Source organism: Roseovarius faecimaris (assembly GCF_009762325.1).
Lineage (GTDB): Bacteria > Pseudomonadota > Alphaproteobacteria > Rhodobacterales > Rhodobacteraceae > Roseovarius > Roseovarius faecimaris.
Genome location: NZ_CP034348.1, coordinates 1197329 through 1219731, shown reverse-complemented (window position 1 = coordinate 1219731; position 22403 = coordinate 1197329). Strand labels below are relative to the sequence as shown.

At 64.4% G+C, this 22403-nt stretch carries 24 protein-coding genes; 17 read left to right on the top strand and 7 right to left on the bottom strand.

The window, feature by feature from the left end:
• Positions 1-3 precede the first annotated feature (3 nt).
• Positions 4-792: a DUF2182 domain-containing protein gene (locus EI983_RS06430; RefSeq protein WP_157709005.1), complete on the bottom strand. Its 789-nt coding sequence runs from the start codon at positions 790-792 to the stop codon at positions 4-6.
• An 85-nt stretch (positions 793-877) separates the two neighbouring features.
• Here EI983_RS06430 and EI983_RS06425 point away from each other — a divergent pair, with 85 nt between their 5' ends.
• Positions 878-1621, top strand: coding sequence for a FadR/GntR family transcriptional regulator (locus tag EI983_RS06425; protein WP_157706558.1), 744 nt, complete (start codon positions 878-880; stop codon positions 1619-1621).
• Positions 1622-1748: 127 nt separating this feature from the next.
• Here the strand turns inward: EI983_RS06425 and EI983_RS06420 are convergent, their stop codons facing one another.
• Entirely contained in the window at positions 1749-2744 is a 996-nt protein-coding gene (locus tag EI983_RS06420; RefSeq protein WP_157706557.1) for a type I glyceraldehyde-3-phosphate dehydrogenase, read from the bottom strand.
• Positions 2745-2932: 188 nt separating this feature from the next.
• Here EI983_RS06420 and EI983_RS06415 point away from each other — a divergent pair, with 188 nt between their 5' ends.
• Positions 2933-3610, top strand: coding sequence for a DUF6629 family protein (locus tag EI983_RS06415; RefSeq protein ID WP_157706556.1), 678 nt, complete (start codon positions 2933-2935; stop codon positions 3608-3610).
• 22 nt (positions 3611-3632) lie between these two features.
• On the opposite strand, the gene EI983_RS06410 is transcribed toward EI983_RS06415, so the two are convergent.
• On the bottom strand, positions 3633-4826 hold the full coding sequence (locus EI983_RS06410) for a class I SAM-dependent methyltransferase (RefSeq protein ID WP_157706555.1): 1194 nt from the start codon (positions 4824-4826) through the stop codon (positions 3633-3635).
• 87 nt (positions 4827-4913) lie between these two features.
• On the opposite strand from EI983_RS06410, the gene EI983_RS06405 reads away from it, so the two are divergent.
• Complete coding sequence (locus EI983_RS06405) at positions 4914-5462, top strand: flavodoxin family protein (protein ID WP_157706554.1); 549 nt, start codon at positions 4914-4916, stop codon at positions 5460-5462.
• 122 nt (positions 5463-5584) lie between these two features.
• Here the strand turns inward: EI983_RS06405 and EI983_RS06400 are convergent, their stop codons facing one another.
• Positions 5585-7144, bottom strand: coding sequence for a bifunctional metallophosphatase/5'-nucleotidase (locus EI983_RS06400; protein ID WP_157706553.1), 1560 nt, complete (start codon positions 7142-7144; stop codon positions 5585-5587).
• A 107-nt stretch (positions 7145-7251) separates the two neighbouring features.
• Between EI983_RS06400 and EI983_RS06395 the strand changes: the two genes are divergently transcribed.
• From EI983_RS06395 to EI983_RS06380, 4 genes are all read left to right on the top strand, one after another.
• A complete protein-coding gene (locus EI983_RS06395) occupies positions 7252-7590 on the top strand; it encodes a DUF952 domain-containing protein (RefSeq protein WP_157706552.1) in 339 nt (112 codons plus the stop codon).
• A 5-nt stretch (positions 7591-7595) separates the two neighbouring features.
• Positions 7596-8654 (top strand): quinone-dependent dihydroorotate dehydrogenase, encoded by a 1059-nt coding sequence (locus EI983_RS06390; protein WP_157706551.1) that lies wholly within the window; start codon positions 7596-7598, stop codon positions 8652-8654.
• Positions 8651-8995 (top strand): arsenate reductase (glutaredoxin), encoded by a 345-nt coding sequence (gene arsC, locus EI983_RS06385; RefSeq protein WP_157706550.1) that lies wholly within the window; start codon positions 8651-8653, stop codon positions 8993-8995. The genes EI983_RS06390 and arsC overlap by 4 nt, the downstream gene beginning before the upstream one ends.
• Before the next feature lie 85 nt (positions 8996-9080).
• Positions 9081-10703, top strand: a complete 1623-nt coding sequence (locus EI983_RS06380) for an MFS transporter (RefSeq protein ID WP_157706549.1) — start codon at positions 9081-9083, stop codon at positions 10701-10703.
• 53 nt (positions 10704-10756) lie between these two features.
• Here the strand turns inward: EI983_RS06380 and EI983_RS06375 are convergent, their stop codons facing one another.
• From EI983_RS06375 to EI983_RS06365, 3 genes are read right to left on the bottom strand one after another with little or no spacing between them, the layout of a single operon-like run.
• Positions 10757-12082, bottom strand: coding sequence for an MATE family efflux transporter (locus EI983_RS06375; RefSeq protein WP_157706548.1), 1326 nt, complete (start codon positions 12080-12082; stop codon positions 10757-10759).
• Positions 12075-12584, bottom strand: a complete 510-nt coding sequence (locus EI983_RS06370; protein WP_157706547.1) for a PaaI family thioesterase — start codon at positions 12582-12584, stop codon at positions 12075-12077. The genes EI983_RS06375 and EI983_RS06370 overlap by 8 nt, the downstream gene beginning before the upstream one ends.
• 1 nt (position 12585) lies before the next feature.
• A complete protein-coding gene (locus EI983_RS06365; RefSeq protein ID WP_157706546.1) occupies positions 12586-13008 on the bottom strand; it encodes a PaaI family thioesterase in 423 nt (140 codons plus the stop codon).
• Between the two features lie 113 nt (positions 13009-13121).
• Between EI983_RS06365 and EI983_RS06360 the strand changes: the two genes are divergently transcribed.
• The 10 genes from EI983_RS06360 to EI983_RS06315 all read left to right on the top strand — a co-directional run bounded on the left by EI983_RS06360 (position 13122) and on the right by EI983_RS06315 (position 22265).
• Positions 13122-13490, top strand: coding sequence for a MerR family transcriptional regulator (locus tag EI983_RS06360; RefSeq protein ID WP_157706545.1), 369 nt, complete (start codon positions 13122-13124; stop codon positions 13488-13490).
• 236 nt (positions 13491-13726) lie between these two features.
• Positions 13727-14128: a MerR family transcriptional regulator gene (locus EI983_RS06355; RefSeq protein ID WP_157706544.1), complete on the top strand. Its 402-nt coding sequence runs from the start codon at positions 13727-13729 to the stop codon at positions 14126-14128.
• Between the two features lie 30 nt (positions 14129-14158).
• Positions 14159-15937: an acyl-CoA dehydrogenase C-terminal domain-containing protein gene (locus tag EI983_RS06350; RefSeq protein ID WP_157706543.1), complete on the top strand. Its 1779-nt coding sequence runs from the start codon at positions 14159-14161 to the stop codon at positions 15935-15937.
• Positions 15938-15978: 41 nt separating this feature from the next.
• On the top strand, positions 15979-16191 hold the full coding sequence (locus EI983_RS06345; RefSeq protein WP_157706542.1) for a hypothetical protein: 213 nt from the start codon (positions 15979-15981) through the stop codon (positions 16189-16191).
• Positions 16192-16196: 5 nt separating this feature from the next.
• Positions 16197-17333, top strand: a complete 1137-nt coding sequence (locus EI983_RS06340) for an acyl-CoA dehydrogenase family protein (protein ID WP_157706541.1) — start codon at positions 16197-16199, stop codon at positions 17331-17333.
• Between the two features lie 112 nt (positions 17334-17445).
• Positions 17446-18084: a glutathione S-transferase family protein gene (locus tag EI983_RS06335; RefSeq protein WP_157706540.1), complete on the top strand. Its 639-nt coding sequence runs from the start codon at positions 17446-17448 to the stop codon at positions 18082-18084.
• A gap of 16 nt (positions 18085-18100) precedes the next feature.
• On the top strand, positions 18101-19312 hold the full coding sequence (locus EI983_RS06330; RefSeq protein ID WP_157706539.1) for an acetyl-CoA C-acetyltransferase: 1212 nt from the start codon (positions 18101-18103) through the stop codon (positions 19310-19312).
• A 3-nt stretch (positions 19313-19315) separates the two neighbouring features.
• On the top strand, positions 19316-19603 hold the full coding sequence (locus tag EI983_RS06325; protein WP_157706538.1) for a hypothetical protein: 288 nt from the start codon (positions 19316-19318) through the stop codon (positions 19601-19603).
• On the top strand, positions 19600-20073 hold the full coding sequence (locus tag EI983_RS06320) for a cupin domain-containing protein (RefSeq protein ID WP_157706537.1): 474 nt from the start codon (positions 19600-19602) through the stop codon (positions 20071-20073). The genes EI983_RS06325 and EI983_RS06320 overlap by 4 nt, the downstream gene beginning before the upstream one ends.
• Positions 20070-22265 (top strand): 3-hydroxyacyl-CoA dehydrogenase NAD-binding domain-containing protein, encoded by a 2196-nt coding sequence (locus EI983_RS06315; RefSeq protein WP_157706536.1) that lies wholly within the window; start codon positions 20070-20072, stop codon positions 22263-22265. Before EI983_RS06320 ends, EI983_RS06315 begins: the two co-directional genes overlap by 4 nt.
• Positions 22266-22403: the final 138 nt, after the last annotated feature.

Sequence of the window (22403 nt, the reverse complement as noted above, 5' to 3'; positions counted from 1 at the left end):
GGTCTATCCTCCCGTTACGACCGGCGAAATGGCCCAGGCCACCCCCCCGATGATCATTGCAATCCCCAGCGGGCGCACCACACGGTGCCCGATCTGGGGCAGTTTTTCCAGCACCATAAAAAGCGTGGCGAGGCCCATCCAGGCGAGGTTCATCACCCCGCCGACGAAACCCAGCGCCATGAAACCCCAGCAGCAGACCACGCAATAGGCGCCCAGCCCCAGCCCCATACGCAAGCCACCGAGGCCGCCGGGTCGCCAATGGCCAAGGAAATAGCTCATCGGCGAATGGCACACCCCGTGGCACAGCTCCTTGGTGCGGGTGAACTGAAACGCGCCCACCGCGATCAGCAGTGCCGCACCCAGCAGCGGCGATTTGGCGATCCCAAGCATGTCGATCACCCCGCCGAAGAGCAGCGCCAGCTGCACGCCCGCGATCAGCGCGGCGAAACCCACCCACATGATCGCATACCCGGCCAGCACACCTGCCCAACCGGCCCAGCTTCCGTTGGCGCTGTGGATCAGGTCCTCGTACGACCGAAGCGTCGGCACCATGGTGGGCAGCATCATCGCCGCCATCATGATCGCCCACATCGCGAACAATGGCCCGAAATTGGCCATCGGCATATACATCGGCATGCGCGGATCCATCGACTGCATGATCGCGCCCTCGGCCCCCGGCCGCCCGATCAGATCGACATCCATGTCGATCGCCATGGAATACATCACCCACCACGCCGCAAGGATGGCCGCAAAAAAAGCCAGCCAAAGCGCGCTGCGCAAGCTATGTCTGATGGTGGTGCTCAGGGTCGAATCCTCAGACCGGAGAGAATCAATTCAGTCTTGCATCACAAATGCCAGACATTTAAATGTCAGACAAATGAAAACTGAACCTGATAAGAAGCCAGACCTCTCGGCCCAGATTGCCCAGGCCATTCGCGATGCCATCGTCGAGGGCCGGATGATCGTCGATGAACGCCTGCCCTCCGAAGCCGAGCTAGCCGAGCAGTTCGCCGTCTCCCGCTCCACCGTGCGCGAGGCGCTCAAACGGCTCGCCGCCCAGTCGCTCATCCGCACCCAGCGCGGGGCCTTCGGCGGGGCCTTCGTCAACCGGCTCTCTTATGAAGAGGCCTACGGCCAGCAGATCACCACCGCCACGCTCCTGCTCAGCATGAACGCGGTCAGCTTCGCAACCGCCTGCGAAGCCCGCTATGCGCTCGAACGCGCGTGCGCGCCCCTTGCCGCGCAGCGCCGCACACCCGACATGCTGGCCACGATGCGCGCCGAGATCCACCGCCAGGGTCAGCCCGGCCTGAGTGACGAAAGCTTCTGCGCCTCAGATGTCACCTTCCACCGCGCGCTGGTCGATTCAGCGGCCAACCCGGTGCTCAGTTACCAGCTCGCCGGCGCGGTCGAGGCCATGCAACCCCTGATGAACATGATCACCTTCACCGCCCGCTCGCGCGAAGCCATTGTCGGCCTGCACACCCGCATCGCCGACGCGCTCGAGGCGCGCAACGCCGCCCTGGCCGACGCCGCCCTGCACGATCTCGAAGCCTACACGCTGACACTGGCCCGCGATGTCATGGCGGCCCGCCAGGGCATGTCCGAAAAATCCGCCTAGACGCCGCCGGTACCGCTGCTGGCAAGGGTCACAACAAAGCGCGCCATGCCCCGCTGCGCCGCACGACAGGGTGTGCGCCCCTCTTCTTCTCGGCAAAAAAACGCGCGCCGACGGCATGCATCTCGGCTCAGCGCGCCGCCATCAGCCGCGCCATGTCGAGCATCCGGCAGGAAAATCCCCACTCATTGTCATACCAGCCAAAGACCCTGAGCAATCCTCCCGTCGATACCGAGGTTTCCGGCCCGCTCAGGATGATCGATTCCGGCCGCTGCCGCAGATCGGCGCTGACCAGGGGCTGTTCGGTGTACCCGAAGACGCCCGATCTTTGCGCAGCCTCTTGCATCAGCGCGCGTACCTCTTCTTCCGTCACCCGCCGCCCGGTCTGCACCGTCAGGTCGATGCAGCTCACGCTGGCCGTCGGCACCCGGATGGCGCGCGCCTCGATCCGGCCTTTCAGCCAGGGCAGGACCAGCCCGGTCTGATGCTGGGCGCTTGTAGTGGTGGGCACCATCGACAGCGCCGCAGCACGGCTGCGTTCCGGCGCGCCGCGCGGCTTGTCCACCGTGGGCTGGCTGCCCGTATAGCAATGCACCGTCGTCATCTGCCCGCTTTTCAGGCCATAAGCCTCGTCCAGAAGCCGCGCCAGCGGGGCCAGCGCATTGGTGGTGCATGACGCGTTCGACACGATCCGGTGCTGCCCCAGATCGGCCTCGTTGGCGCCCAGCACGCAAGTCACATCCGCCTCCGCCGACGGCCCCGAAACCAGCACCGCCCCGGCACCGGCCTCAAGGCCCCTCTCGGCCATCGCCCGCGCCCCGCCCATGCCGGTGCATTCCAGCACCACGTCAACACCGCTCAGATCAAGCGCGCGCAGGTCGGTCTCGCCATGAAAGGGAATGCGCCGCTCACCGACGACAAGCGTCCGGTGCTCAACCCGGACCTCTCCGGGCCAGGGGCCGAACACGCTGTCATACTGAAACAGATAGGCGCAGGTCTCCAGCGGCTCGATCTCGTTGATCAGCACCAGCTCGATCCCCGGCGCATCGCGCATGAGAATCCGCAGCAAGGTCCGGCCAATCCGGCCAAACCCGTTGATCGCCACGCGTATGGGCGCGTCCGTCATGACACCCCCCTCCCTCAAAAGGTCAACACATCTGACACATTACGCCGCAAATCGCTCGGCGCCACCCATGAAACAAAATTTGATCAAATTACCGGGCGCCTTTGACCCACCTCAAACCGGCCTGCTCCGCCGCGCGGTATACTTGTCAGATCAGATCGCCTTGACCGCCCCAACCGGAGGCCCGCACCATGTGCTTTTCCGCAACCGCCAGCTTCACCCTTGCCGGGGCGCTCGTGCCCCTCGGCGCCATCACGCTTGCCAATGCGCGCGGCACGGGCTCTCCTCTCTGGCCCTTTGCGGTCTACCCCCTGGCGTTCGGCCTGCAACAGGCCATCGAAGGCGCATTGTGGCTGGGCATCGGCGCAGAGGACCCCGCTCTGACCATAGCCAGCGCCCGCGGCTTCCTGTTCTTCTCGCATTTTTTCTGGCTCGCCTGGGTGCCGCTATCCGTCTGGCTGACCGAACCCCCAGGTCGGCGCCGCCGCGGCCTTGGCTGGCTCAGCGTTATCGGCTGCCTCTTCGGGCTCTCTATCTTCCTGCCCGCGGCGCTTCTGCGCGACTGGCTCTATGTCGAGGTGATCCACCGCTCGATCGAGTACCGCACCACGCTGATCTACGAAGGCATCATCAGCCGGACGGCGCTCAAGCTTTTCTATGCCGCCATCGTGGTCAGTGCCCTGCTGCTCTCCTCGCACAGGCATATCCGCATCTTCGGCGCGCTGGTGGCCGTCTCGCTGGTCGCCACATACGGCTTTTTCGCCTATGCGTTCATTTCGGTCTGGTGCTTCTTCGCGGCAATCCTGTCGGCCTACCTGGCCTGGGTGGTGATCGCGCGCCCGGCCCGCGGCACTGCGCCACCGGGCTGACGAAACGGCGCGCCGCCGCGCATCAGCGAAGGATCGAGGAATAGAGCAACAGACCCCAGTCCGCCAGCTCCCGCTCCACCCTGCCCCAGAGCGCGCCAAAGGCGATCGGGTCCGCCTTCGTCGCCCCGGCAATCTCCGCCAGGCTCCGCCGCCCGTTCACCGCCGCCAGCAGCGGCGCGGCCTCTTTCGGCAGGCTCAGCCGCGCCTCGACCCCGGCAAAGCTCAGCTTCGGCGCCTGACCCTGCGCTGCCGCCTGCGCCAGCGCCCGCCCGTCCACACCCTTCAGATGCGGCACCAGCGCCCGGTTGGCCCCGGTCGCGCGCCCTGTCTCGGCCTCCTCGGGCACCGCATAGGCCACATGGGTCTTGATCGTGCCGCGCAGCTTCTCGGCCACCGCCATCCGCGTTGCCTCATCCAGTCCCTCGGGCACCTGCGTGATCCGGGCAAGATCATAGAGCGCGGGCATCGTGAACCCGCTCAGCCGCCAGCCGGTCTCGCCCAGCACCTGCAGCAGGGCAGGCACATCAAAGGCCCGGTCCTGGCTATGCAGCAGCAGGTCATAGAACCCGGCATCGCTGTCCTGGTGATCCCCCAGATTGGGATTGCAGCGAAACGGATGCCCCTCCGGCAGCCGCTCCAGCAGCGCCCGTGCGGCGGCCAGTTTCTCCTCCGGGGCCAGCCCGGCATAAAGCGCGCCAAACGCCTCCTGCAAAGGATAGACCCCGGAGCGGCCATACGGCGCATAGACCATGAACCCCATCCCACCCCCCGGGGCCAATGCCGCGCGCAAGGCCCGGAACCCCTCGGCAGGCTCCGGCAAGTGATGCAACACCCCGCAGCAGTCGATGTAATCAAATGTTCCCAGCTCAGGCGCATCCAGCAGGCTGCCGGTGACAAACCGCACGCCTTTGAGCCCCCGAGCCTTGATCCTGGCCTCGGCAATCTTCCGCGAGGCCTTTGACAGATCCACATAGGTGATTTCACAGGCCCTGCCCGCCTGCGCCATCAGCTGCGCCAGCTGCACCAGCCCGTCGCCGGTCCCGCCGCCCGCCACCAGCACCCGCAGCGGCCGGGCCCAGTCCCTCTGTCCGCCATAAATGAAATGATCGATCTCCAGCGGATGCGACGGCGAGCCGGTGATCAGCCGCCTGGCCTCCTCCTCCGGCGCGCGCTCCGGATAGGGATAGGCCTCGTATTGTGCTTTGACGTCGCTCATATCCCCTCGCTCCCCGGTGCCGCTCTGCCCGCCATAGCAAACCGCCGCCCTTGCATCCAGCCATCCAAGCGGCCAAAACTGCGCCCCATGACCCATCCCATCGCCATCCCCTATTTCTCCGGCCACGGCCATACCGCACGGCTCGCGCAGGCCATCGCCGAGGGCGCCGCCCCGGCCCGGCTGATCGATATCGAAACGATGACCCAGGCCGACTGGGATGCGCTCGACGCCGCCCCGGCCATCATCTTCGGCAGCCCCACCTATATGGGCTCCGTCGCCGCCCGCTACGTTCACTTCCTCGAAGAGGCCTCTGATGCGCGCTGGACCGCACAAAGCTGGCAGAACAAGCTCGCCGGGGGCTTCACCATCGGCACCTACCCCTCGGGCGACAAGCTCAGCACGCTGCTGCGCCTCAGCATCTTCGCGGCGCAGATGGGCATGCTCTGGGTCGGCGCGACCGAGATCGGCGCGCCGGTCAACCCGGACCGCCCCGGCATCGACCGTGACGGCTCCATGCTGGGCCTCATGGCGCGCTCGGATCCGGACAAATCCCGGCTGATCTCGGACGGTGACGCCGAAACCGCCCGCCTCTTCGGCACCCGCCTGCGCCGCGCCGCTGATCGCTGGGGGCGCTGAGCCCTTTCATTGTTCTCCAAATACTCCCGCCGGAGGCATCCCCGGCGCGCCAAATTCCCCCCGCCAACCCTGACGCGCGCCCTCAGCGAGACGCGCACGTCAGAGCGCGGCGAGCGGCGCGATCACTCCGCAGGCTTGATCCGGTCATCCACCATCGGCGTGAAGGGCGAGTTGAGCGACAGGTAGTCGGCCAGCACATCGGCCACATCGGGGCCGAAATCATAGGCATCCTCCGCATCTACGAACACCCGGTAGCCATCCCCGCCGCCGCGCAGATAGTTGTTCGAGACCACGCCATAGAGCTTGTCCATCTCCAGAGGCGCGCCACCTACCGTCACGTCGCGCACCCGCGATCCCGGCTCCGCACTGGCGTCATAGGTCACCGTCATCCCCGCCACCTGCGGGAACCGCCCGGCATCCTCGCCCACCTGGGAAAACCCGTTTTCCAGCGCGGCAACGATCTGCGCGCCGGTCAGGCGGAAGGTCGACATCGTGTTCTGGAACGGCGCCACGGTCAGCACCTCGCCCTTGGTGATCTCGCCCATGTCGATGCCAGACCGCACGCCGCCGCCATTGGTGATCGCCACGTCGATCCCCTGGTCGCGCACCCGGCCCAGCATCGCCTCGGCCATGGCAATCCCCATGGCACAGGGCCCGGCCCGGCAAGACGCCGAGGAGCCATCGATCGCCTCGACAGCCTCGCCCACCACCTCGTTGCGGATCTTGTCGAGCGGAATGGCCGCCTCCGTCACCCGCGCCTTGATGCTCTCATCCTCATGCACCGAGGCATCCATGATCAGCGGCGCGCCCACGGCTGAGACAAGCTCGCCGTCATCGTCAAACACCACGTTCAGCTCGCCCAGGAACTTGCCATAGGCATAGGCCTGCACAATCGCGGTATTGCCCACCATGGTCGGGTACGGCCCCGCGGCATCCTCGTCATCCGAATGCAGGTAGGTGTTGGAATGCCCGCCCACGATCACATCGACGCCTTCGGTCTCGGCGGCGATACGCTGATCCACCAGATACCCCGAATGGCTCAGCACGATGATCTTGTTGATCCCCTGATCGCGCAGCAGGTTCACCTGCGTCTGCACACCGTCCACGGGATCGTAGAACACGATATAGGGCCCCGGGCTGGCCAGTTCATCGGTGTTCTGCGGGGTCACGCCAATCAGGCCGATCCGCTCACCGCCCCGGCTGATCACCGTTGACTTCTTCAGCACCCCGGCCAGGTATTTCTCTCCGCTCACATCGGCATTGGACATCAGGATCGGAAAGTTCAGCGCATCCATGAACCCGCGCAATACCTCAGGGCCGTCGTCAAACTCGTGGTTGCCCACGGTCATCGCGTCATAGCCCATCTTGTTCATCATCTTGGCGGCCATGGTGCCCTTGTAATAGGTGTAGAACAGCGTCCCCTGAAACTGGTCGCCGCCATCGACCAGGATGGTGTTCTCATGCCGACCGCGCGCGTCCGAAATGGCCGTGGCCAGCCGCGCCGAGCCGCCATAACACTCGCCCGCCTGGTTGGCGTCTTCCTTGCAGGTATTGTCATAACGGGTGATCGGCTCGAACCGCGCGTGGAAGTCGTTCGTGTGAAGAATGGTAAGCTCGAACTCGGCCACCGCCATGGACGCACACAATGTCAGGGCCGTCGTGGCCAGCGCTCTATGCAGCATGAATCAATTCCTTTACTAAGATCTATTCCACCAGACTGGCCTGTGTTCCGATTCCTGTCAAAACCTTCGTGCTTGACCGCGCCCCGGCGGCAAGGCATCACGCGTCCATGCTGATCTACAAGATATTCCGCGCCCCCGAATGGGCAGACCTGCGCGCCGAGGGCGAAACGTCTGGCGCGCCGGTGGACCTGGCTGATGGCTATGTCCACTTCTCAACGCTCGAGCAGGCGCCCGAGACCGCCGCCAAACACTTCGCCGGGGCCGACGGGCTGATGCTCGTCGCGGTCGAAACCGAGCGGCTGGGCGATGCGCTCAAATGGGAGCCCTCCCGCGGCGGCGCGCTGTTTCCGCATCTCTACCGCGCCCTTCAACTCTCCGATGTGGCCTGGGCACAGCCCCTTCCGCTGGTCGATGGCCATCACCAGTTCCCGCCCGGGCTCGGGTAAGCCGCATGCGGGCGCTGGAAAAACTGGGCCTCGGCCTTCTGCACCGGGTTGATCCCGAAACCGCCCACGGCCTCGCCCTCAGGGCGCTGCGCCTCGGCGCCGTGCCCCTGCCCGGCCTTGTCACCTCTGCGCGCCTGCGCACCGAACTGGCCGGACTACACCTGCCCAACCCTGTGGGCCTGGCCGCGGGCTTTGACAAGAACGCCGAGGCGCTCCGCCCTCTCTCTCGTGCCGGGTTCGGCTTTGTCGAGGTGGGCGCGGTCACTCCCCGCGCCCAGCCCGGCAACCCGCGCCCGCGGCTCTTTCGCCTCTCCAAGGACCGCGCCGTCATCAACCGCTTCGGCTTCAACAACGACGGCATGGAAGCCGCCGCCCAGCGCCTTGCTTCGCGCCCGCGCGACGCCGTGATCGGCCTCAATCTCGGCGCCAACAAGGACAGCGCCGACCGGGCCGAGGATTTCGCCCGTGTGCTGGCCCATTGCGGGCGCCACCTCGACTTCGCCACCGTGAACGTGTCCTCTCCCAACACCGAAAAGCTGCGCGATCTGCAAGGGGCCGAGGCGCTCTCGGGCCTGCTCGCCGGTGTCATGGAGGCGCGTGACTGGCTGCCCAACCCCATCCCCGTTTTCCTCAAGATCGCGCCCGACCTCAGCGATGCCGAGCTTTCCGAGATTGCCGATGTCGCCCGCGCCTCCTGCCTCTCGGGCATCATCGCCACCAACACCACGCTGTCGCGAGACGGGCTGAAAAGCCCGGCGAGCAATGAGGCCGGCGGCCTCTCCGGCGCGCCGCTTTTTGAGCGCTCCACCCGCGTGCTGGCCAAGCTGTCGCACCTCACCGGGGGCGACATGCCCCTGATCGGCGTCGGCGGCATCGCCTCGGCCGAGGACGCCTATGCCAAGATCCGCGCCGGGGCTTCCGCCGTGCAGCTTTATTCGGCGCTGGTCTATCGCGGCCTGTCGCTCGCCGCCGAGATTGCTCACGGCCTTGACGCGCTGCTGGCCCGTGACGGATACACCTGCGTGGCCGAGGCGGTCGGCACCAAACGGGAGGATTGGCTATGAGCCTGATCATCTGGCACAACCCGCGCTGCTCCAAATCGCGGCAAACCCTCGACCTGCTCAAACGCGAGGGGCATGACCCCGTGGTGCGGCTCTATCTGGAGGATCCGCCCGACGAGGCCGAGTTGCGCGCCGCGCAAACCGCCCTGGGCCTGCCCGCCATCGCCATGATGCGCCCGCAGGAGGCCCCGTTCAAGGATCTGGGCCTGAGCAAGACCGACCCCGAGGAGACGCTTCTGAAGGCCATGGCGCAGGCGCCCAAGCTGATCGAGCGTCCGATTGTTCTGAAGGATGGCAAAGCCGCCATTGGCCGCCCGCCCGAAGCGGTGCTCGATATCCTCTGAACCCGCTCACATCCTCGTCAGGACATTGGACCAACGCGCCAATGCCGATTATATCCTGCTGAGCTGACACCAGATCCGGACCTGCATGCGCCAAGCTTCCGTCCTCTCCCGTGCCTATGACGCCATCGTCGTTGACCTGGTGCATCAGATGCGCTGGTCCTTCCTGCCGCCGCTCATGGTCTATTTCGCATTCGGCTGCTCGACCGTCACCGCCATTGTCGGCACGTTCTTCGTCAAGGAATATCTCGACTTTTCGGCGGCTTATATCGCGGGGCTGGTGTTCTGGGCAGGGCTGCCCTGGGCGCTGAAAATGCCCCTGGGGCATCTGGTGGATATCATCTGGCGCTGGAAGTCGCTGCTGATCTATCTCGGCGCGGGGCTGGTGGCCACAAGCATCGCGATCATGTATCTGGTGCTGACCCGGACCGACGCCATGCAGGCGGTCATGCCCATCGGCAGCTGGTATATCCTGTCCTATATTCTCGCCCCCTGCGGCCTTGTCCTGCAGGATGCCGTGGCCGACGCCATGTCGATCGAGGCCGTGCCCGTCCATGATGAACACGGGCGCGCCATTCCCGAGGACGACATCAAGAACATGCACACCACCATGCAGACGCTGGGCCGCTTCGCGCTGATCAGCGGCACCGTGGCCGTGGCGCTGATCAATATCTGGCAGTTTTCCGGCATCGAGGCGCTGCCGCAGGAGGACAAGGCACAGATCTACGCCCGCATTTACGGGCTTGCGCTGATCATCCCGGTGATCTCGGTCTCGGGCGTCTGGCTGGGCGGGTTCATGGCCCTGCGCCAGCGCCGCGCCCTGCGCGCCAAGGGTCTGGATCCCGACGCAATCCCCGGTTTCGAGGAGGCCCCCGCCACCAAGCCGAACCCGTGGTATTTCATCGGCGGCGGGCTTTTCGTGGCACTGACGCTGACCGTTGGCCTGACCGGCGTGCCCTATGGGCAGGAAATCATCTTTGCCGGATCGATGGCGATCGTGCTGTTCCTGATGCGCCAGCTTATTGCGCGTCTGCCAGAGGCGCAGGCGCGGATGCTGGTGGGCACCGCGCTGATCATCTTCGTCTTTCGCGCGACCCCCGGCGTGGGCGACGGGCTGACCTGGTTCAATATCGACGTGCTGAAATTCGATCAGCAGTTCCTGTCGGTGCTGTCGCTGATCACCTCGGTCCTGACACTCGCGGGGATGCTGCTGTTGCGCCCGCTGATCGCGCACCGGCCCATTGCCACGATCATCGTGCTGCTGACCGTGGCGGCGGGCCTGCTGAGCCTGCCCAATATCGGGCTTTACTACGGCATTCATCACTGGACCGCCGCGATGACGGGTGGCGTGGTCGACGCGCGCTTCATCGCCATCCTGGACACGGCGGTGGAAAGCCCGCTGGGCCAGATCGCGATGATCCCGATGCTGGCCTGGATCGCCCGCAACGCGCCTGTCGATCTCAAGGCGACCTTTTTTGCCGTCATGGCGTCCTTCACCAATCTCGCGCTCTCGGCCTCGGCGCTCAGCACCAAATATCTCAACGAGGTCTTTATCGTGACCCGCGAGGTGCGCGCGGATGACGTGATCACCACACCGGCCGATTACACCCAGCTCGGGCACCTGCTGCTGACCGTGGCGGGGGTGACGGTGATCGTGCCGCTCCTGGTGGTGTTTTTCGTGCAGATGTCGCGCCTGCGCACGACGGACTGAGCCAGAAGAGTATATGGCCTCCGGCGGGAGTATTTTTGGAACAATGAAAGCGATCAGAGGCGCGGGACGGCGGCGGCCTCCAGCGCGCCGTAGCGGGACCAGAGGGTCAGCCCCCGCGCCGCATAGCTGATCAGCAGCGCGATCCACAGGCCGTGATTGTCAAACACGGGGACGAGCACGAGGACGGCGATGATGTAGACGATCAGGCTGATCACCATCATGTCGCGCATGTCACGGGTGCGGGTGGCGCCGATGAACACCCCGTCGAGCATCCAGGGCACAACGCCGATGACCGGCGCGAGCGCCATCCACACAAGATAGGCGCGCGCCTCCTCCTGCACCGCCTCGGCCTTGGCCATCAGGTCGATGATCGCGCCGCCGCCAAACCAGAAGGCCGCCGCCATCGCAAGACAGATCGCCCCGGCCCATTGGCTCGACATCCAGGCCGAGCGCCGCAGCCGCGCCCGGTTGCGCGCGCCCATCGCCTGGCCCACCAGCGCCTCGGCGGCAAAGGCGAACCCATCCAGCGCATAGGCGGTGATATGCAGGAATTGCAGCAGCACCTGATTGGCCGCCAGGGTCACATCGCCGAACCGCGCCCCGAGAAAGAGGAACGACACGACAATCCCCTCCAGCATCAGAGAGCGTTGGAGGATGTGGCTGTTGACCGTCGCCATATTGATCACCGCGCCGCGGTCGAACACCCGTGGCCAATCCCGCGACGCAGAGTGCCGCAAAGCCACACGGCAGAGCCACAGCCCCAGACACAGCCCGCTCCATTCCGCCAGGAACGTGGCCCAGGCCACGCCCTCCACCCCCCAGCCCAGCCCCAGCACGAACCACAGGTCCAGCACCACATTGAGCCCGTTCATCCAGATCTGGATCGCCAGCACAGCGCGCGTGCGCTCCAGCGCGATCAGCCAGCCGGTGACGCCAAAGGTTGCGATGATGGCCGGGGCCGACCAGATCCGGATTTCCATGTAATCGCGGGCGAGGCTTTCCACCTCGGCACTGGCCGGGGCCACCTGGAACGCCCCCCAGAACAGCGGGGCCTGCAACGCGATCACCGCAAGCCCGCCTGCCCCCGCGATCATCAGCGCGCGGGTCAGCAGGGCCGCCACCTCGCCCGCCTGCCCGGCCCCGTGCGCCTGCGCGGTGAGGCCCGTCGTGCCCATGCGCAAAAAGCCGAAAATCCAGTAGAGCGCTGTCAGGATCACCGAGCCTATACCCACCGCCCCGATCGGCGCGGCCTCGCCCAGCTGGCCCACCACGCCGGTATCCACCGCGCCCAGGATCGGCACCGTCACATTGGCCAGCACGATTGGCAGGGCAATGTTCAGAACACGGCCGTGCGTGACCGGCCCCCTGAGGTCAGCCATCGCGCCGCGGCATCACGAACCGCCCCGTCGCCTGTGCAAAGGGGCGCGCGCGGTTGTCCTGCCAGGCACTCACATGTACCGATGCATAGCGCCGCCCCGAACGCGTGACTTCGGCCCGCGCATAGGCATCGCGCGGCAGGCCCGAGCGCAGGTAATCGACCGTGAACCCCACGGTTTTGGGCAGGGGCGGCAGCGGCGCATCACCCTCGCCCGGAGCCTCCAGCGCGCCGCTTTCGATATCGTCCCAGAGCGTCGCCCAGCTAAGGCCGATAATGGCCGTCACCTCCAGAAACGCCGCCGTCGCCCCGCCGTGCAGGGCGGGCAGGATCGGGTTGCCGATCAGCTTTTCGTCAAACGGCATCACCGCGGTCAGTTCATCGCCGCGCCGGTCGAAGCTGATCCCGAGGAACTGCACATATGGCACCCCCTCCACCAGCGCCTTCAGCGCCGCGTCGCGCCGCTGCTTGACCACCTGTACGGGTTCGGGCCGGGATCTTGCCATGTCAGCCGCCCTCCACGGTAAAGGTGCCCGTGGCCGTGGCCACCGGGCGTGTGTCGTCGTCATCCATCGCGCGGGCGCGCACAAACGCCACCGAGCGGGTGATGTGATAGCACTCGGCCCGCGCCCGGATCCGCTGACCGGGGGTGGCTGGGCGCATATAGTCGATGCGCAGGTCGATCGTGGCGGTCGCGCCGGGATTGTCGGGGTGGCTCGACACCGCCGCGCCGCAACAGGTGTCCATCAGCGCCGACACCGCCCCGCCATGAATCACGCCGGTTTCCGGATCACCGATGAACCTTTTGTCATAAGCCATCTCGAATTCTGCCCAGCCCGGCCCGACATCCGTCAGGCTCATGCCAAGCGCATTCGCATGCGGCAACGCGCCGAAGAATTGCCTGACTTGTTTGCTTCTGTCCGCGGCCATCACATGCCTCCGTTCGTTCTGGCCCTATATGTGCCGCAATTCGCCCGACCCGCAACCCACCTGTTGCCCTCGTCACAGGATGGGGTAAACTCAACCGAAGGGAGCCCTAAAAGATGTCTGACTCACGTCTGTCCTTCAAGGAAATGTGCGCAAAGTTCGATGTGACGCCGCGCACCCTTCGCTATTACGAGTATATCGAGCTTCTGGCCCCCGAGCGCGAAGGCCGCTCGCGCTTTTACGGGCCGCGGGAAGTGGCCCGGATGACGCTGATCCTGCGCGGGCGCCGCTGGGGCTTTGCCTTGGAGGACATCCGCCAATGGCTGCTGATCTACGAACAGGAAGGCACGCAGGCGCAGCTGCGTGACTGGGTGCAGAAAGCCGACGATCAGCTGGTCGAGCTTGAAAAGCAGAAGGCCCAGCTTGAAACCTCGATCGCCGAGCTGCGCGAGGTCCGCGACGAAAGCGCGAAGGCCCTCGACTGACCTGCGCCATGACCTTGGCTGATTCCCGCAAATCTCCTTAAAAACAGGGCCTACGGGGAGGAAACAGCCCCTCTTCCCCGTTAAAATCTTGCGCCAGCCCCCGGTTTACCTTTGCTGATCTTACGTCAACTTCAAAGTGACGTAGCGTTGTGTCTACGTAAACCAACGCGGCTGTTGTAACGATAGTGGAAACTGTCCACCTACGCCTCATCCTATTCATGAGTACGAGGCTCAACATGGCTGATCAAGTAATGACCATTCGCGAAATGTGTGACGCTTTTCAGGTGACGCCGCGCACCCTGCGGTTCTACGAAAGCAAGGAATTGCTGTTTCCGCACCGGGTCGGCCAGAAGCGGCTTTTCACCAAGCGCGACCGTGCCCGGCTCAAGCTGATCCTGCGGGGCAAGCGCTTTGGCTTTTCGCTCGAAGAAATCCGCCAGTTGCTCGATCTCTACGATGCGGGCGACCAGCAGCAAACCCAGATCACCGCAGCCTATGACGTGGCCGAACGCCGCCTGGCCGATATGGAGCGCCAGCGCGACGAGCTGACCACCGCCATCGACGACCTCAAGGAACAGATGGCCTGGGGCCGCAAGATGATCGCCTCTTTCAACACCACCCGCCGCAAGGCCGGCTGACACATACGCAAAGACCCAAGGGAGACCACCATGCCCAGCTATACCGCCCCCACCAAAGACCTCCAGTTCGTCCTGCATGACGTGCTCAAGGTCAGCACCCATGACACCCCCGGCTATAACGAGCTTGAGGCCGATTTCACCGCCGCCGTCCTGGATGAGGCGGGCAAAATCGCCTCCGAAGTGCTTGCTCCCCTGAACGTGGTGGGAGACACAGAGGGCTGCGTGCTGGAAAACGGCGTGGTGCGCACGCCCAAGGGCTTCAAGGACGCGTTCGAGCAGATGAAGGAAGGCGGCTGGACCGCGCTCGACCTGCCCGAGCAATATGGCGGGCAGAACATGCCCTATGTGCTGGGCACGGCAGTGGGCGAGATGTTCTCGGCCGCCAACCAGGCCTTCACCATGTATCAGGGCCTCACGCATGGCGCGGCCTCGGCGATCCTCGCGCATGGCACCGAGGATCAGAAAGCCACCTACCTGCCTTACATGTTCTCCTGCCAGTGGACCGGCACCATGAACCTGACCGAGCCGCATTGCGGCACCGATCTGGGCCTGATGCGCACCAAGGCCGAACCACAGGGCGACGGCTCCTATGCCGTCACCGGGCAGAAGATCTTCATCTCGGCGGGCGAACATGACATGGCCGAGAACATCATTCACCTGGTGCTGGCCAAGATCCCCGGCGGCCCCGAGGGCATCAAGGGCGTGTCGCTCTTCATCGTGCCGAAGTTCCTCGTCAATGACGATGGCAGCCTCGGCGAGCGCAACGGCGTGAGCTGTGGCAAGATCGAAGAGAAGATGGGCATCCACGGCAACTCCACCTGCGTGATGAACTATGACGGCGCCAAGGGCTGGCTCTTGGGCGAAGAGCACAAGGGCATGCGCGCCATGTTCACCATGATGAACGAGGCCCGCATCGGCGTGGGCATGCAAGGTCTGGCGCAGGCCGAAGTGGCCTATCAGAACGCTCTGGAATATGCGCGCGACCGCCTGCAGGGCCGTGCCGTCACCGGCGACGAGAACCCCGACGGCCCCGCCGATCCGCTGATCGTGCACCCGGACATTCGCCGCAACCTTCTGGACCAGAAGAGCTTTGTCGAAGGCGCGCGCGCCTTCCTGCTCTGGGGCGCCAAGATGATCGACCAGTCGCACCGCGGCGGCGACGAGGCGGCCGAAGGGCTCGTGTCGCTGCTGACGCCGGTGATCAAGGGCTTCCTCACCGATGAAGGCTTCGACATGACCATCCAGGCCCAGCAGGTCTATGGCGGGCATGGCTATATCGAGGAATGGGGCATGTCCCAGTTCGCCCGCGACGCCCGGATCGCGATGATCTACGAAGGCGCCAACGGCGTGCAGGCGCTTGACCTCGTGGGGCGCAAGCTCGCGCAGGATGGCGGCAAGCATGTGATGGCCTTCTTCGACATCGTCAAAAACTTCATCAAGGACAATGCCGACAACGAGGCGCTGAAGGATGACTTCCTGGAACCGCTGAAAGCCGCGTCCAAGGATCTGCAGGCGGCGGGCATGTTCTTCATGCAGAATGGCATGAAAAACCCCAACGCCGCGCTGGCGGGGTCGTATGACTTCATGCATCTCTTCGGGCATGTCTGCCTCGGCCTGATGTGGGCCGAAATGGCCAAGGCCGCGCAAGAGGCGCTGGACGCGGGCACGACCGATCCGGATTTCTACCAGACCAAGCTGGCGACCGGCCGCTACTACATGGCGCGCCGCCTGCCCGCCACCGCGATGCACCTCAAGCGCATCGAAAGCGGGGCCGATCCGGTGATGTCGCTGGAGGCTGCGCACTTTTGATGGGAAGGTGCGTGTAAACACGCACCCTACGGGAGGAATTCATGCCAAAACGCTTTCGTCTGACCCGCCGCTTCACCACCGCGATGACCGAGGACGGTTATCGCCGGTTGCGCAAATTCGCCGATGAGGCCGGGCTGGACGAGGGCGAGGCATTGTCCTTCGTCTTCGAGAACTTCGACAGCATCATGGATGAAGGCGCGTTCATGCAGAAAATGCGCGCCTTCAACTCCGAACTGGACGCGCGCAAGAGGTAACGCAGATGGCAAGCTGGATGACAGACGAGCACGAAATGCTCGCCGAGATGACCGCCAGGTTCATCACCGAGGAATGGGGCCCGCATTTCGACCGCTGGCGCAAGGCCGGCATCATGGACCGCGAGACCTGGAACCAGGCCGGCGAGCTGGGCCTGCTCTGCCCCTCGATCCCCGAGGAATATGGCGGGGCGGGCGGCGATTTCGGCCATGAGGCCGTGATCTGCATCGAACAGAGCCGCGCCAATCTGGCCAGCTGGGGCAACCCGATCCATTCCGGCATCGTGGCGCATTACATCCTCGCCTACGGCTCGGAGGAGCAAAAACAGCGCTGGCTGCCCAGGATGGTCTCGGGCGAGATGGTGGGCGCTCTGGCGATGACCGAACCGGGCGCGGGCTCGGACCTGCAGGGCATGAAGACCAAGGCTTTGCGCGACGGCAACGCCTATCGCCTGTCGGGGCAGAAGACCTTCATCACCAACGGCCAGCACGCCAACCTGATCGTCGTGGCCTGCAAGACCGATCCGAAGGAAGGCGCGCGCGGTATCTCTCTCGCCGTGGTGGAAACCGACGGGGCCGAGGGGTTCAGCCGCGGGCGCAACCTGGAAAAGGTGGGCAACCACGCCGCCGATACCTCCGAGCTTTTCTTCGACAATGTCGAGATCCCGCCCGAGAACATCCTCGGTGGCGAGGAAGGGCGCGGCTTCTATCAGATGATGGAGCAACTCCCGCAGGAACGGCTGGTCATCGCCTGTGGCGCCCAGGGCGCGATGGAAGGCGGGGTGCAGCGCACGATGGACTATGCCAAGGAACGCCAGGCCTTCGGCTCGCCCATCCTGAGCTTTCAGAACACCAAGTTCAAACTGGCCGAGTGCCTGACCAGAACGAAAGTCTGCCGCGCCTTCCTCGACGAATGTATCGCCGAGCATCTGCGCGGGGAGCTGAGCGTGGAAAAGGCCGCAATGGCCAAATACTATCTCTCGGACACACAGTTCGAGGTGCTGGACGAATGTGTGCAGCTGCATGGCGGCTATGGCTACATGGCCGAATATGACATCGCCGAGATGTGGGCCGACGCGCGGGTGCAGCGCATCTATGGCGGCACCAACGAAATCATGAAAGAGCTGATCGGACGGGCGCTGTGAAAAGAGTTGAATGCCTTCGGCGAGAGTATTTCGGGAACAATGAAAGAGCGCACACTCCGCTTTCATTGTTCTTCAAATACTCAAAATCCGACGGCAAAACCGGGAGGAACAGATGACCATCAAACTTTACTGCATGGGCGAGAGCGGCAATGCCTACAAGGCGGCGCTGGCGCTGGAGCTGTCTGGCCTCGATTGGGAGCCGGTCTATGTCGATTTCTTCGGCGGCGAGACGCGCACGGAGGCGTTTCGCAACGATATCAACGAGATGGGCGAAGTGCCCACGATGATCGACGGCGCGTTCCGCACCTCCCAATCGGGCGCGATCCAGGCCTATGTGACCGAGAAATCGGGCAAGTTCGGCGGCCGCGACCGCGATGAGAATTACGAGATTTTCCGCTGGGTGCTGTGGGACAACCACAAGCTCTCCAGCCAGGCCGGGATGACGCGTTTTTTGATGAACTTCCTGCCCGAAGAGAAGCGCCCGGCCGAGGTGATCGCCTTCCAGCAGGGCCGCCTCAAATCCGCCTATGACACGCTCAACCGCCATCTTGAGGGGCGCGACTGGATCGTGGGCGACAGCCTGACCAATGCCGATCTGAGCTGCTGCGGATACCTGTTTTATCCCGAGCCCTTCGGTTTCGACCGCACCGACTGGCCCCATATCGACCGGTGGCTTTCGAATATCGAGACCACACCCGGCTGGAAACACCCCTATGACCTGATGCCCGGCAGCCCTGCTGACCGCGCCTGACTTCGAGGAGACCACTATGACCGAAGCCTATATCTATGACGCCGTACGCACCCCGCGAGGCAAGGGCCGCAAAGACGGCTCTCTGCATGAGGTGACCGCCGTGCGCCTCTCGTCCCAGGTGCTCAACGCCCTGAAAAACCGCAACAATCTGGACGGTCACGCCGTGGAGGACGTGATCTGGGGCAATGTCACCCAGGTGATGGAGCAAGGCGGCTGCCTGGCGCGGACCGCCGTTCTGGCCTCGGACCTGGATGAGAGCATCCCGGGCCTCGCGATCAACCGCTTTTGTGCCTCGGGCATGGAAGCCGTCAACCTGGCCGCCAACCAGGTCAAGGGCGGCGCGGGCCAGGCCTATATCGCCGGCGGGGTCGAGATGATGGGCCGCGTGGCCATGGGCAGTGACGGCGCGGCGATTGCCGTCGATCCGTCGGTCGCCATGAACACCTATTTCGTCCCGCAAGGCATCAGCGCCGATATCATCGCCACCGAATATGGCTTCACCCGTGACGAGGCCGACCAGCTTGCCATGGAAAGCCAGAAACGCGCCAAGGCGGCCTGGGATGACAAGCGTTTTGACGGCTCGATCATCCCCGTCAAGGACCAGAACGACCTGACCATTCTGGATTATGACGAATACATGCGCCCGGGCACCGACATGCAGTCGCTCGGCGGGCTGAACCCGGCGTTTCAGCAGATGGGCGAGGTGATGCCGGGCTTTGATGCCGTGGCCAAGCTGAAATACCCGCATCTGGAGAAGATCAACCACATCCACCATGCGGGCAACTCCTCGGGCATCGTCGATGGCTCGGCCGGTGTGCTCATCGGTAACGAAGAGTTTGGCAAAGCCTATGGGCTGAAACCCCGCGCGCGCATCCGCCAGACCTGCAAGATCGGCACCGATCCCACGATCATGCTGACCGGCCCTGTGCCCGCCACGCAGAAGATCCTCGCGGATGCGGGCATGCAGATCAGCGATATCGACCTTTTCGAGGTGAACGAGGCCTTCGCCTCGGTCGTGCTGCGCTTCCAGCAGGCCTTCGATGTGGACCCCGCGCTGGTCAACGTCAATGGCGGCTCCATCGCCATGGGTCACCCGCTGGGGGCCACGGGTGCCATCATCATCGGCACGCTTCTGGACGAGCTGGAGCGCACCGACAAGGAGGTGGGCCTTGCCACGCTCTGCATCGCGTCCGGCATGGGGGCCGCCACGATCATCGAGCGCGTCTGAACCATGGGCTTCACGCACCCCATCGGTGACGACCACCCGTTTCGGGCGGTGCATGCTCTGGCAGAGGCCCAGAACCTGCACCGGCTCGAAAAGGTGGAGGCGCATGATGGGGCGCTGATCCGGCTCTTTCACCGCGACACGCGGCTGGTGTTCAAACGCGACGGCGATCCGGGCAGCGCCATGGACCGTCAGCGCTTCGATTACTACGACCACGTGCGCATCCCGCACACCACGCCCGACGAGATGCTGGCCGAGATCAAACGCCACATCGCCGAGAAAGGCCTGACATGAGCAAGATCGACTTCTCACACGTGCCGGTCAAAACCGGGTCCATCTACCCTGCCCCGCATGATGCGGAGATGGCCGGGCGCGCATCCCTGCGTTTGGGCGATGCCGGGGGCCTGACGCAGTTCGGCGCAAATCTGGTGATCCTTGAACCGGGGGCCAAATCCTCGCTGCGCCACTGGCACGAGCAACAGGACGAGTTCGTGATGATCACGAAAGGCACCTGCACCCTCATCGACGACGATGGCGAAACGGAAATGACCGTGGGCGACTGCGCCGCCTTCCCGGCGGGCCGCCCGAACGGGCACCATTTCGTCAACCAATCGGACGCTGAGGCGCGGTTTCTCGTCATCGGCACCCGCACCCCAACCGAGACCGGCTGGTACAGCGACATCGACATGAAAATAGACATGAATCCAGAGGGCTTCGCCTTTACCCACAAGGACGGAACCCCCTATTCGGGAGAAGACAAATGACTGACTTTACAATGAAAACCGACGCTGACGGCGTGGCCACCATCACCTGGGACACGGTCGGCAAATCCATGAACGTGATGAACCAGCAAGGGTTCCTCGACCTTGACGCGCTGATCGATCAGGCGCTGGCGGATGATGCCATCAAGGGCGTGATTATCACGTCGGGCAAGGAGGGGTCGTTTGCCGGAGGCATGGACCTCAACATCATCGCCAAGATGAAAGAGGCCGCAGGCGACAATCCCGCCAAGGGCCTGATGGACGGGCTCATGGCCACCCACGCCATCCTGCGCAAGATCGAACGCGGCGGGATGGACGACAAGAACAAGGGCGGCAAGCCCATCGTCGCCGCCCTGCCCGGCACCGCGCTTGGCATTGGCCTCGAAATCCCTCTCGCCTGCCACCGCATCATCGCCGCCGACAACCCCAAGGCCAAGATCGGCCTGCCCGAGATCATGGTCGGCATCTTCCCCGGCATGGGCGGCACCGCGCGGCTGACCCGCAAGCTGGGCGCCATGGGCGCCTCGCCCTTCCTGCTCGAAGGCAAGCTGAGTGACCCCAAGAAAGCCATGGCTGGCGGTCTGATCGACGAGGTTGTGCCCGCGGATGAACTGCTTTCCAAAGCCAAGGAATGGATCCTGAGCGAGCCGAAATTCGTCAAACCCTGGGACGAGAAGGGTTACAAGATCCCCGGCGGCGCGCCTTATCACCCCGCAGGCTTCATGACCTTCGTGGGCGCCTCGGCCATGGTCAACGGCAAGACGCAAGGCGCGTTCCCTGCGGCCAAGGCGCTGCTCTCGGCCGTCTATGAAGGCGCGCTTGTCCCCTTCGACACAGCCCTCAAGATCGAGGCCCGCTGGTTCACCAACGTGCTGATGAACCCCAGCAGCTCCGCCATGATCCGCAGCCTCTTCATCAACAAGGAAGCGCTGGAAAAAGGCGCGAATAGACCGCAAGTCCCCGACCAGACGGTCAAAAAGGTCGGTGTCATGGGTGCCGGCATGATGGGCGCGGGCATTGCCCTCGTCTCGGCCATGGCGGGCATGGAGGTCGTCCTGATCGACCAGAAACAGGAAGCGGCCGACAAGGGCAAATCCTACACCGCCGACTACATGGACAAGGGCATCAAGCGCAAGAAAGCCACCGAAGAAAAGAAAGAGGCCACGCTGGCCCGCATCACCGCCACGACGGATTATGCCGCGCTTGAAGGCTGTGACCTGATCATCGAGGCCGTGTTCGAAGACCCCGGTGTGAAGGCCGAGGTCACGCAGAACGTGCTGAAACATGTCGGCCCTGACTGCATCTTCGCCACCAACACCTCCACCCTGCCGATCTCGGAACTGGCCAAGGCGTCTGACAAGCCCGAACAATTCATCGGCATTCACTTCTTCTCGCCGGTCGAGAAGATGATGCTGGTCGAGATCATCAAGGGCGAGAAAACCGGCCCCGTGGCCGTCGCCAAGGCGCTGGATTACGTCCGGCAGATCCGCAAGACACCGATCGTGGTCAATGATGCGCGCTTCTTCTACTGCAACCGCTGCATCATCCCCTACATCAACGAGGGTCTGCGTATGGTGGCCGAGGGCGTGGCCCCTGCCCTGATCGACAATGCCGCGCGGCAATTGGGCTTCCCTGTCGGGCCGCTGCAACTGGTGGATGAGACCTCCATCGACCTCGGTGCCAAGATCGCCCGCGCCACCAAGGCCGCGATGGGCGACGCATACCCCGATGCCGCCGTAGACGAGGTGATCTTCTGGATGGAAGGTCTGGGCCGCCTGGGCCGCAAATCCAAGGCCGGGTTCTTCGACTATGACGAAAACGGCAAGCGCCTGGGCTACTGGGACGGGCTCGAGGCGCAATACCCCCGCGCCGAGGCGCAGCCTGACCTCACCGAGGTGCAACACCGCCTGATGTTCGCTCAGGTGCTGGAGGCCGTGCGCGCGCTGGAGGAAAACGTGCTGGAAGACATCCGCGAAGGCGATGTCGGCGCGATCCTGGCCTGGGGCTTTGCGCCCTGGTCCGGCGGGCCCTTCTCGTGGCTCGACATCATCGGCACGCCCTATGCCGCCGAACGCTGTGACCAACTGGCCGCGGCCCACGGGCCCCGCTTCGCCACGCCCGCACTGCTGCGCGAGATGGCCGACGAAGGCGACAGCTTCTACGCCCGCTTCGGCGGCGAGGCGAAGGCCGCCTGATCCATGCCGTAGGGTGCGTGTTCACACGCACCCCAAGGGATCCCAAAACGCGACACGCGCGCTTCGGTCGAAGCGCGCGTGTCTTGTTCAGCAGTCGATAAACCTTGAGAAACCTCTCCCAATGCCGCTCAAGGCCGT

Coding starts and splice junctions, on each gene's coding strand:
- EI983_RS06425 (WP_157706558.1), top strand. CDS start 878: ATGAAAACTGAACCTGATAAGAAGCCAGACCTCTCGGCCCAGATTGCC.
- EI983_RS06420 (WP_157706557.1), bottom strand. CDS start 2,744: ATGACGGACGCGCCCATACGCGTGGCGATCAACGGGTTTGGCCGGATT.
- EI983_RS06415 (WP_157706556.1), top strand. CDS start 2,933: ATGTGCTTTTCCGCAACCGCCAGCTTCACCCTTGCCGGGGCGCTCGTG.
- EI983_RS06410 (WP_157706555.1), bottom strand. CDS start 4,826: ATGAGCGACGTCAAAGCACAATACGAGGCCTATCCCTATCCGGAGCGC.
- EI983_RS06405 (WP_157706554.1), top strand. CDS start 4,914: ATGACCCATCCCATCGCCATCCCCTATTTCTCCGGCCACGGCCATACC.
- EI983_RS06400 (WP_157706553.1), bottom strand. CDS start 7,144: ATGCTGCATAGAGCGCTGGCCACGACGGCCCTGACATTGTGTGCGTCC.
- EI983_RS06395 (WP_157706552.1), top strand. CDS start 7,252: ATGCTGATCTACAAGATATTCCGCGCCCCCGAATGGGCAGACCTGCGC.
- EI983_RS06390 (WP_157706551.1), top strand. CDS start 7,596: ATGCGGGCGCTGGAAAAACTGGGCCTCGGCCTTCTGCACCGGGTTGAT.
- arsC (WP_157706550.1), top strand. CDS start 8,651: ATGAGCCTGATCATCTGGCACAACCCGCGCTGCTCCAAATCGCGGCAA.
- EI983_RS06380 (WP_157706549.1), top strand. CDS start 9,081: ATGCGCCAAGCTTCCGTCCTCTCCCGTGCCTATGACGCCATCGTCGTT.
- EI983_RS06375 (WP_157706548.1), bottom strand. CDS start 12,082: ATGGCTGACCTCAGGGGGCCGGTCACGCACGGCCGTGTTCTGAACATT.
- EI983_RS06370 (WP_157706547.1), bottom strand. CDS start 12,584: ATGGCAAGATCCCGGCCCGAACCCGTACAGGTGGTCAAGCAGCGGCGC.
- EI983_RS06365 (WP_157706546.1), bottom strand. CDS start 13,008: ATGGCCGCGGACAGAAGCAAACAAGTCAGGCAATTCTTCGGCGCGTTG.
- EI983_RS06360 (WP_157706545.1), top strand. CDS start 13,122: ATGTCTGACTCACGTCTGTCCTTCAAGGAAATGTGCGCAAAGTTCGAT.
- EI983_RS06355 (WP_157706544.1), top strand. CDS start 13,727: ATGGCTGATCAAGTAATGACCATTCGCGAAATGTGTGACGCTTTTCAG.
- EI983_RS06350 (WP_157706543.1), top strand. CDS start 14,159: ATGCCCAGCTATACCGCCCCCACCAAAGACCTCCAGTTCGTCCTGCAT.
- EI983_RS06345 (WP_157706542.1), top strand. CDS start 15,979: ATGCCAAAACGCTTTCGTCTGACCCGCCGCTTCACCACCGCGATGACC.
- EI983_RS06340 (WP_157706541.1), top strand. CDS start 16,197: ATGGCAAGCTGGATGACAGACGAGCACGAAATGCTCGCCGAGATGACC.
- EI983_RS06335 (WP_157706540.1), top strand. CDS start 17,446: ATGACCATCAAACTTTACTGCATGGGCGAGAGCGGCAATGCCTACAAG.
- EI983_RS06330 (WP_157706539.1), top strand. CDS start 18,101: ATGACCGAAGCCTATATCTATGACGCCGTACGCACCCCGCGAGGCAAG.
- EI983_RS06325 (WP_157706538.1), top strand. CDS start 19,316: ATGGGCTTCACGCACCCCATCGGTGACGACCACCCGTTTCGGGCGGTG.
- EI983_RS06320 (WP_157706537.1), top strand. CDS start 19,600: ATGAGCAAGATCGACTTCTCACACGTGCCGGTCAAAACCGGGTCCATC.
- EI983_RS06315 (WP_157706536.1), top strand. CDS start 20,070: ATGACTGACTTTACAATGAAAACCGACGCTGACGGCGTGGCCACCATC.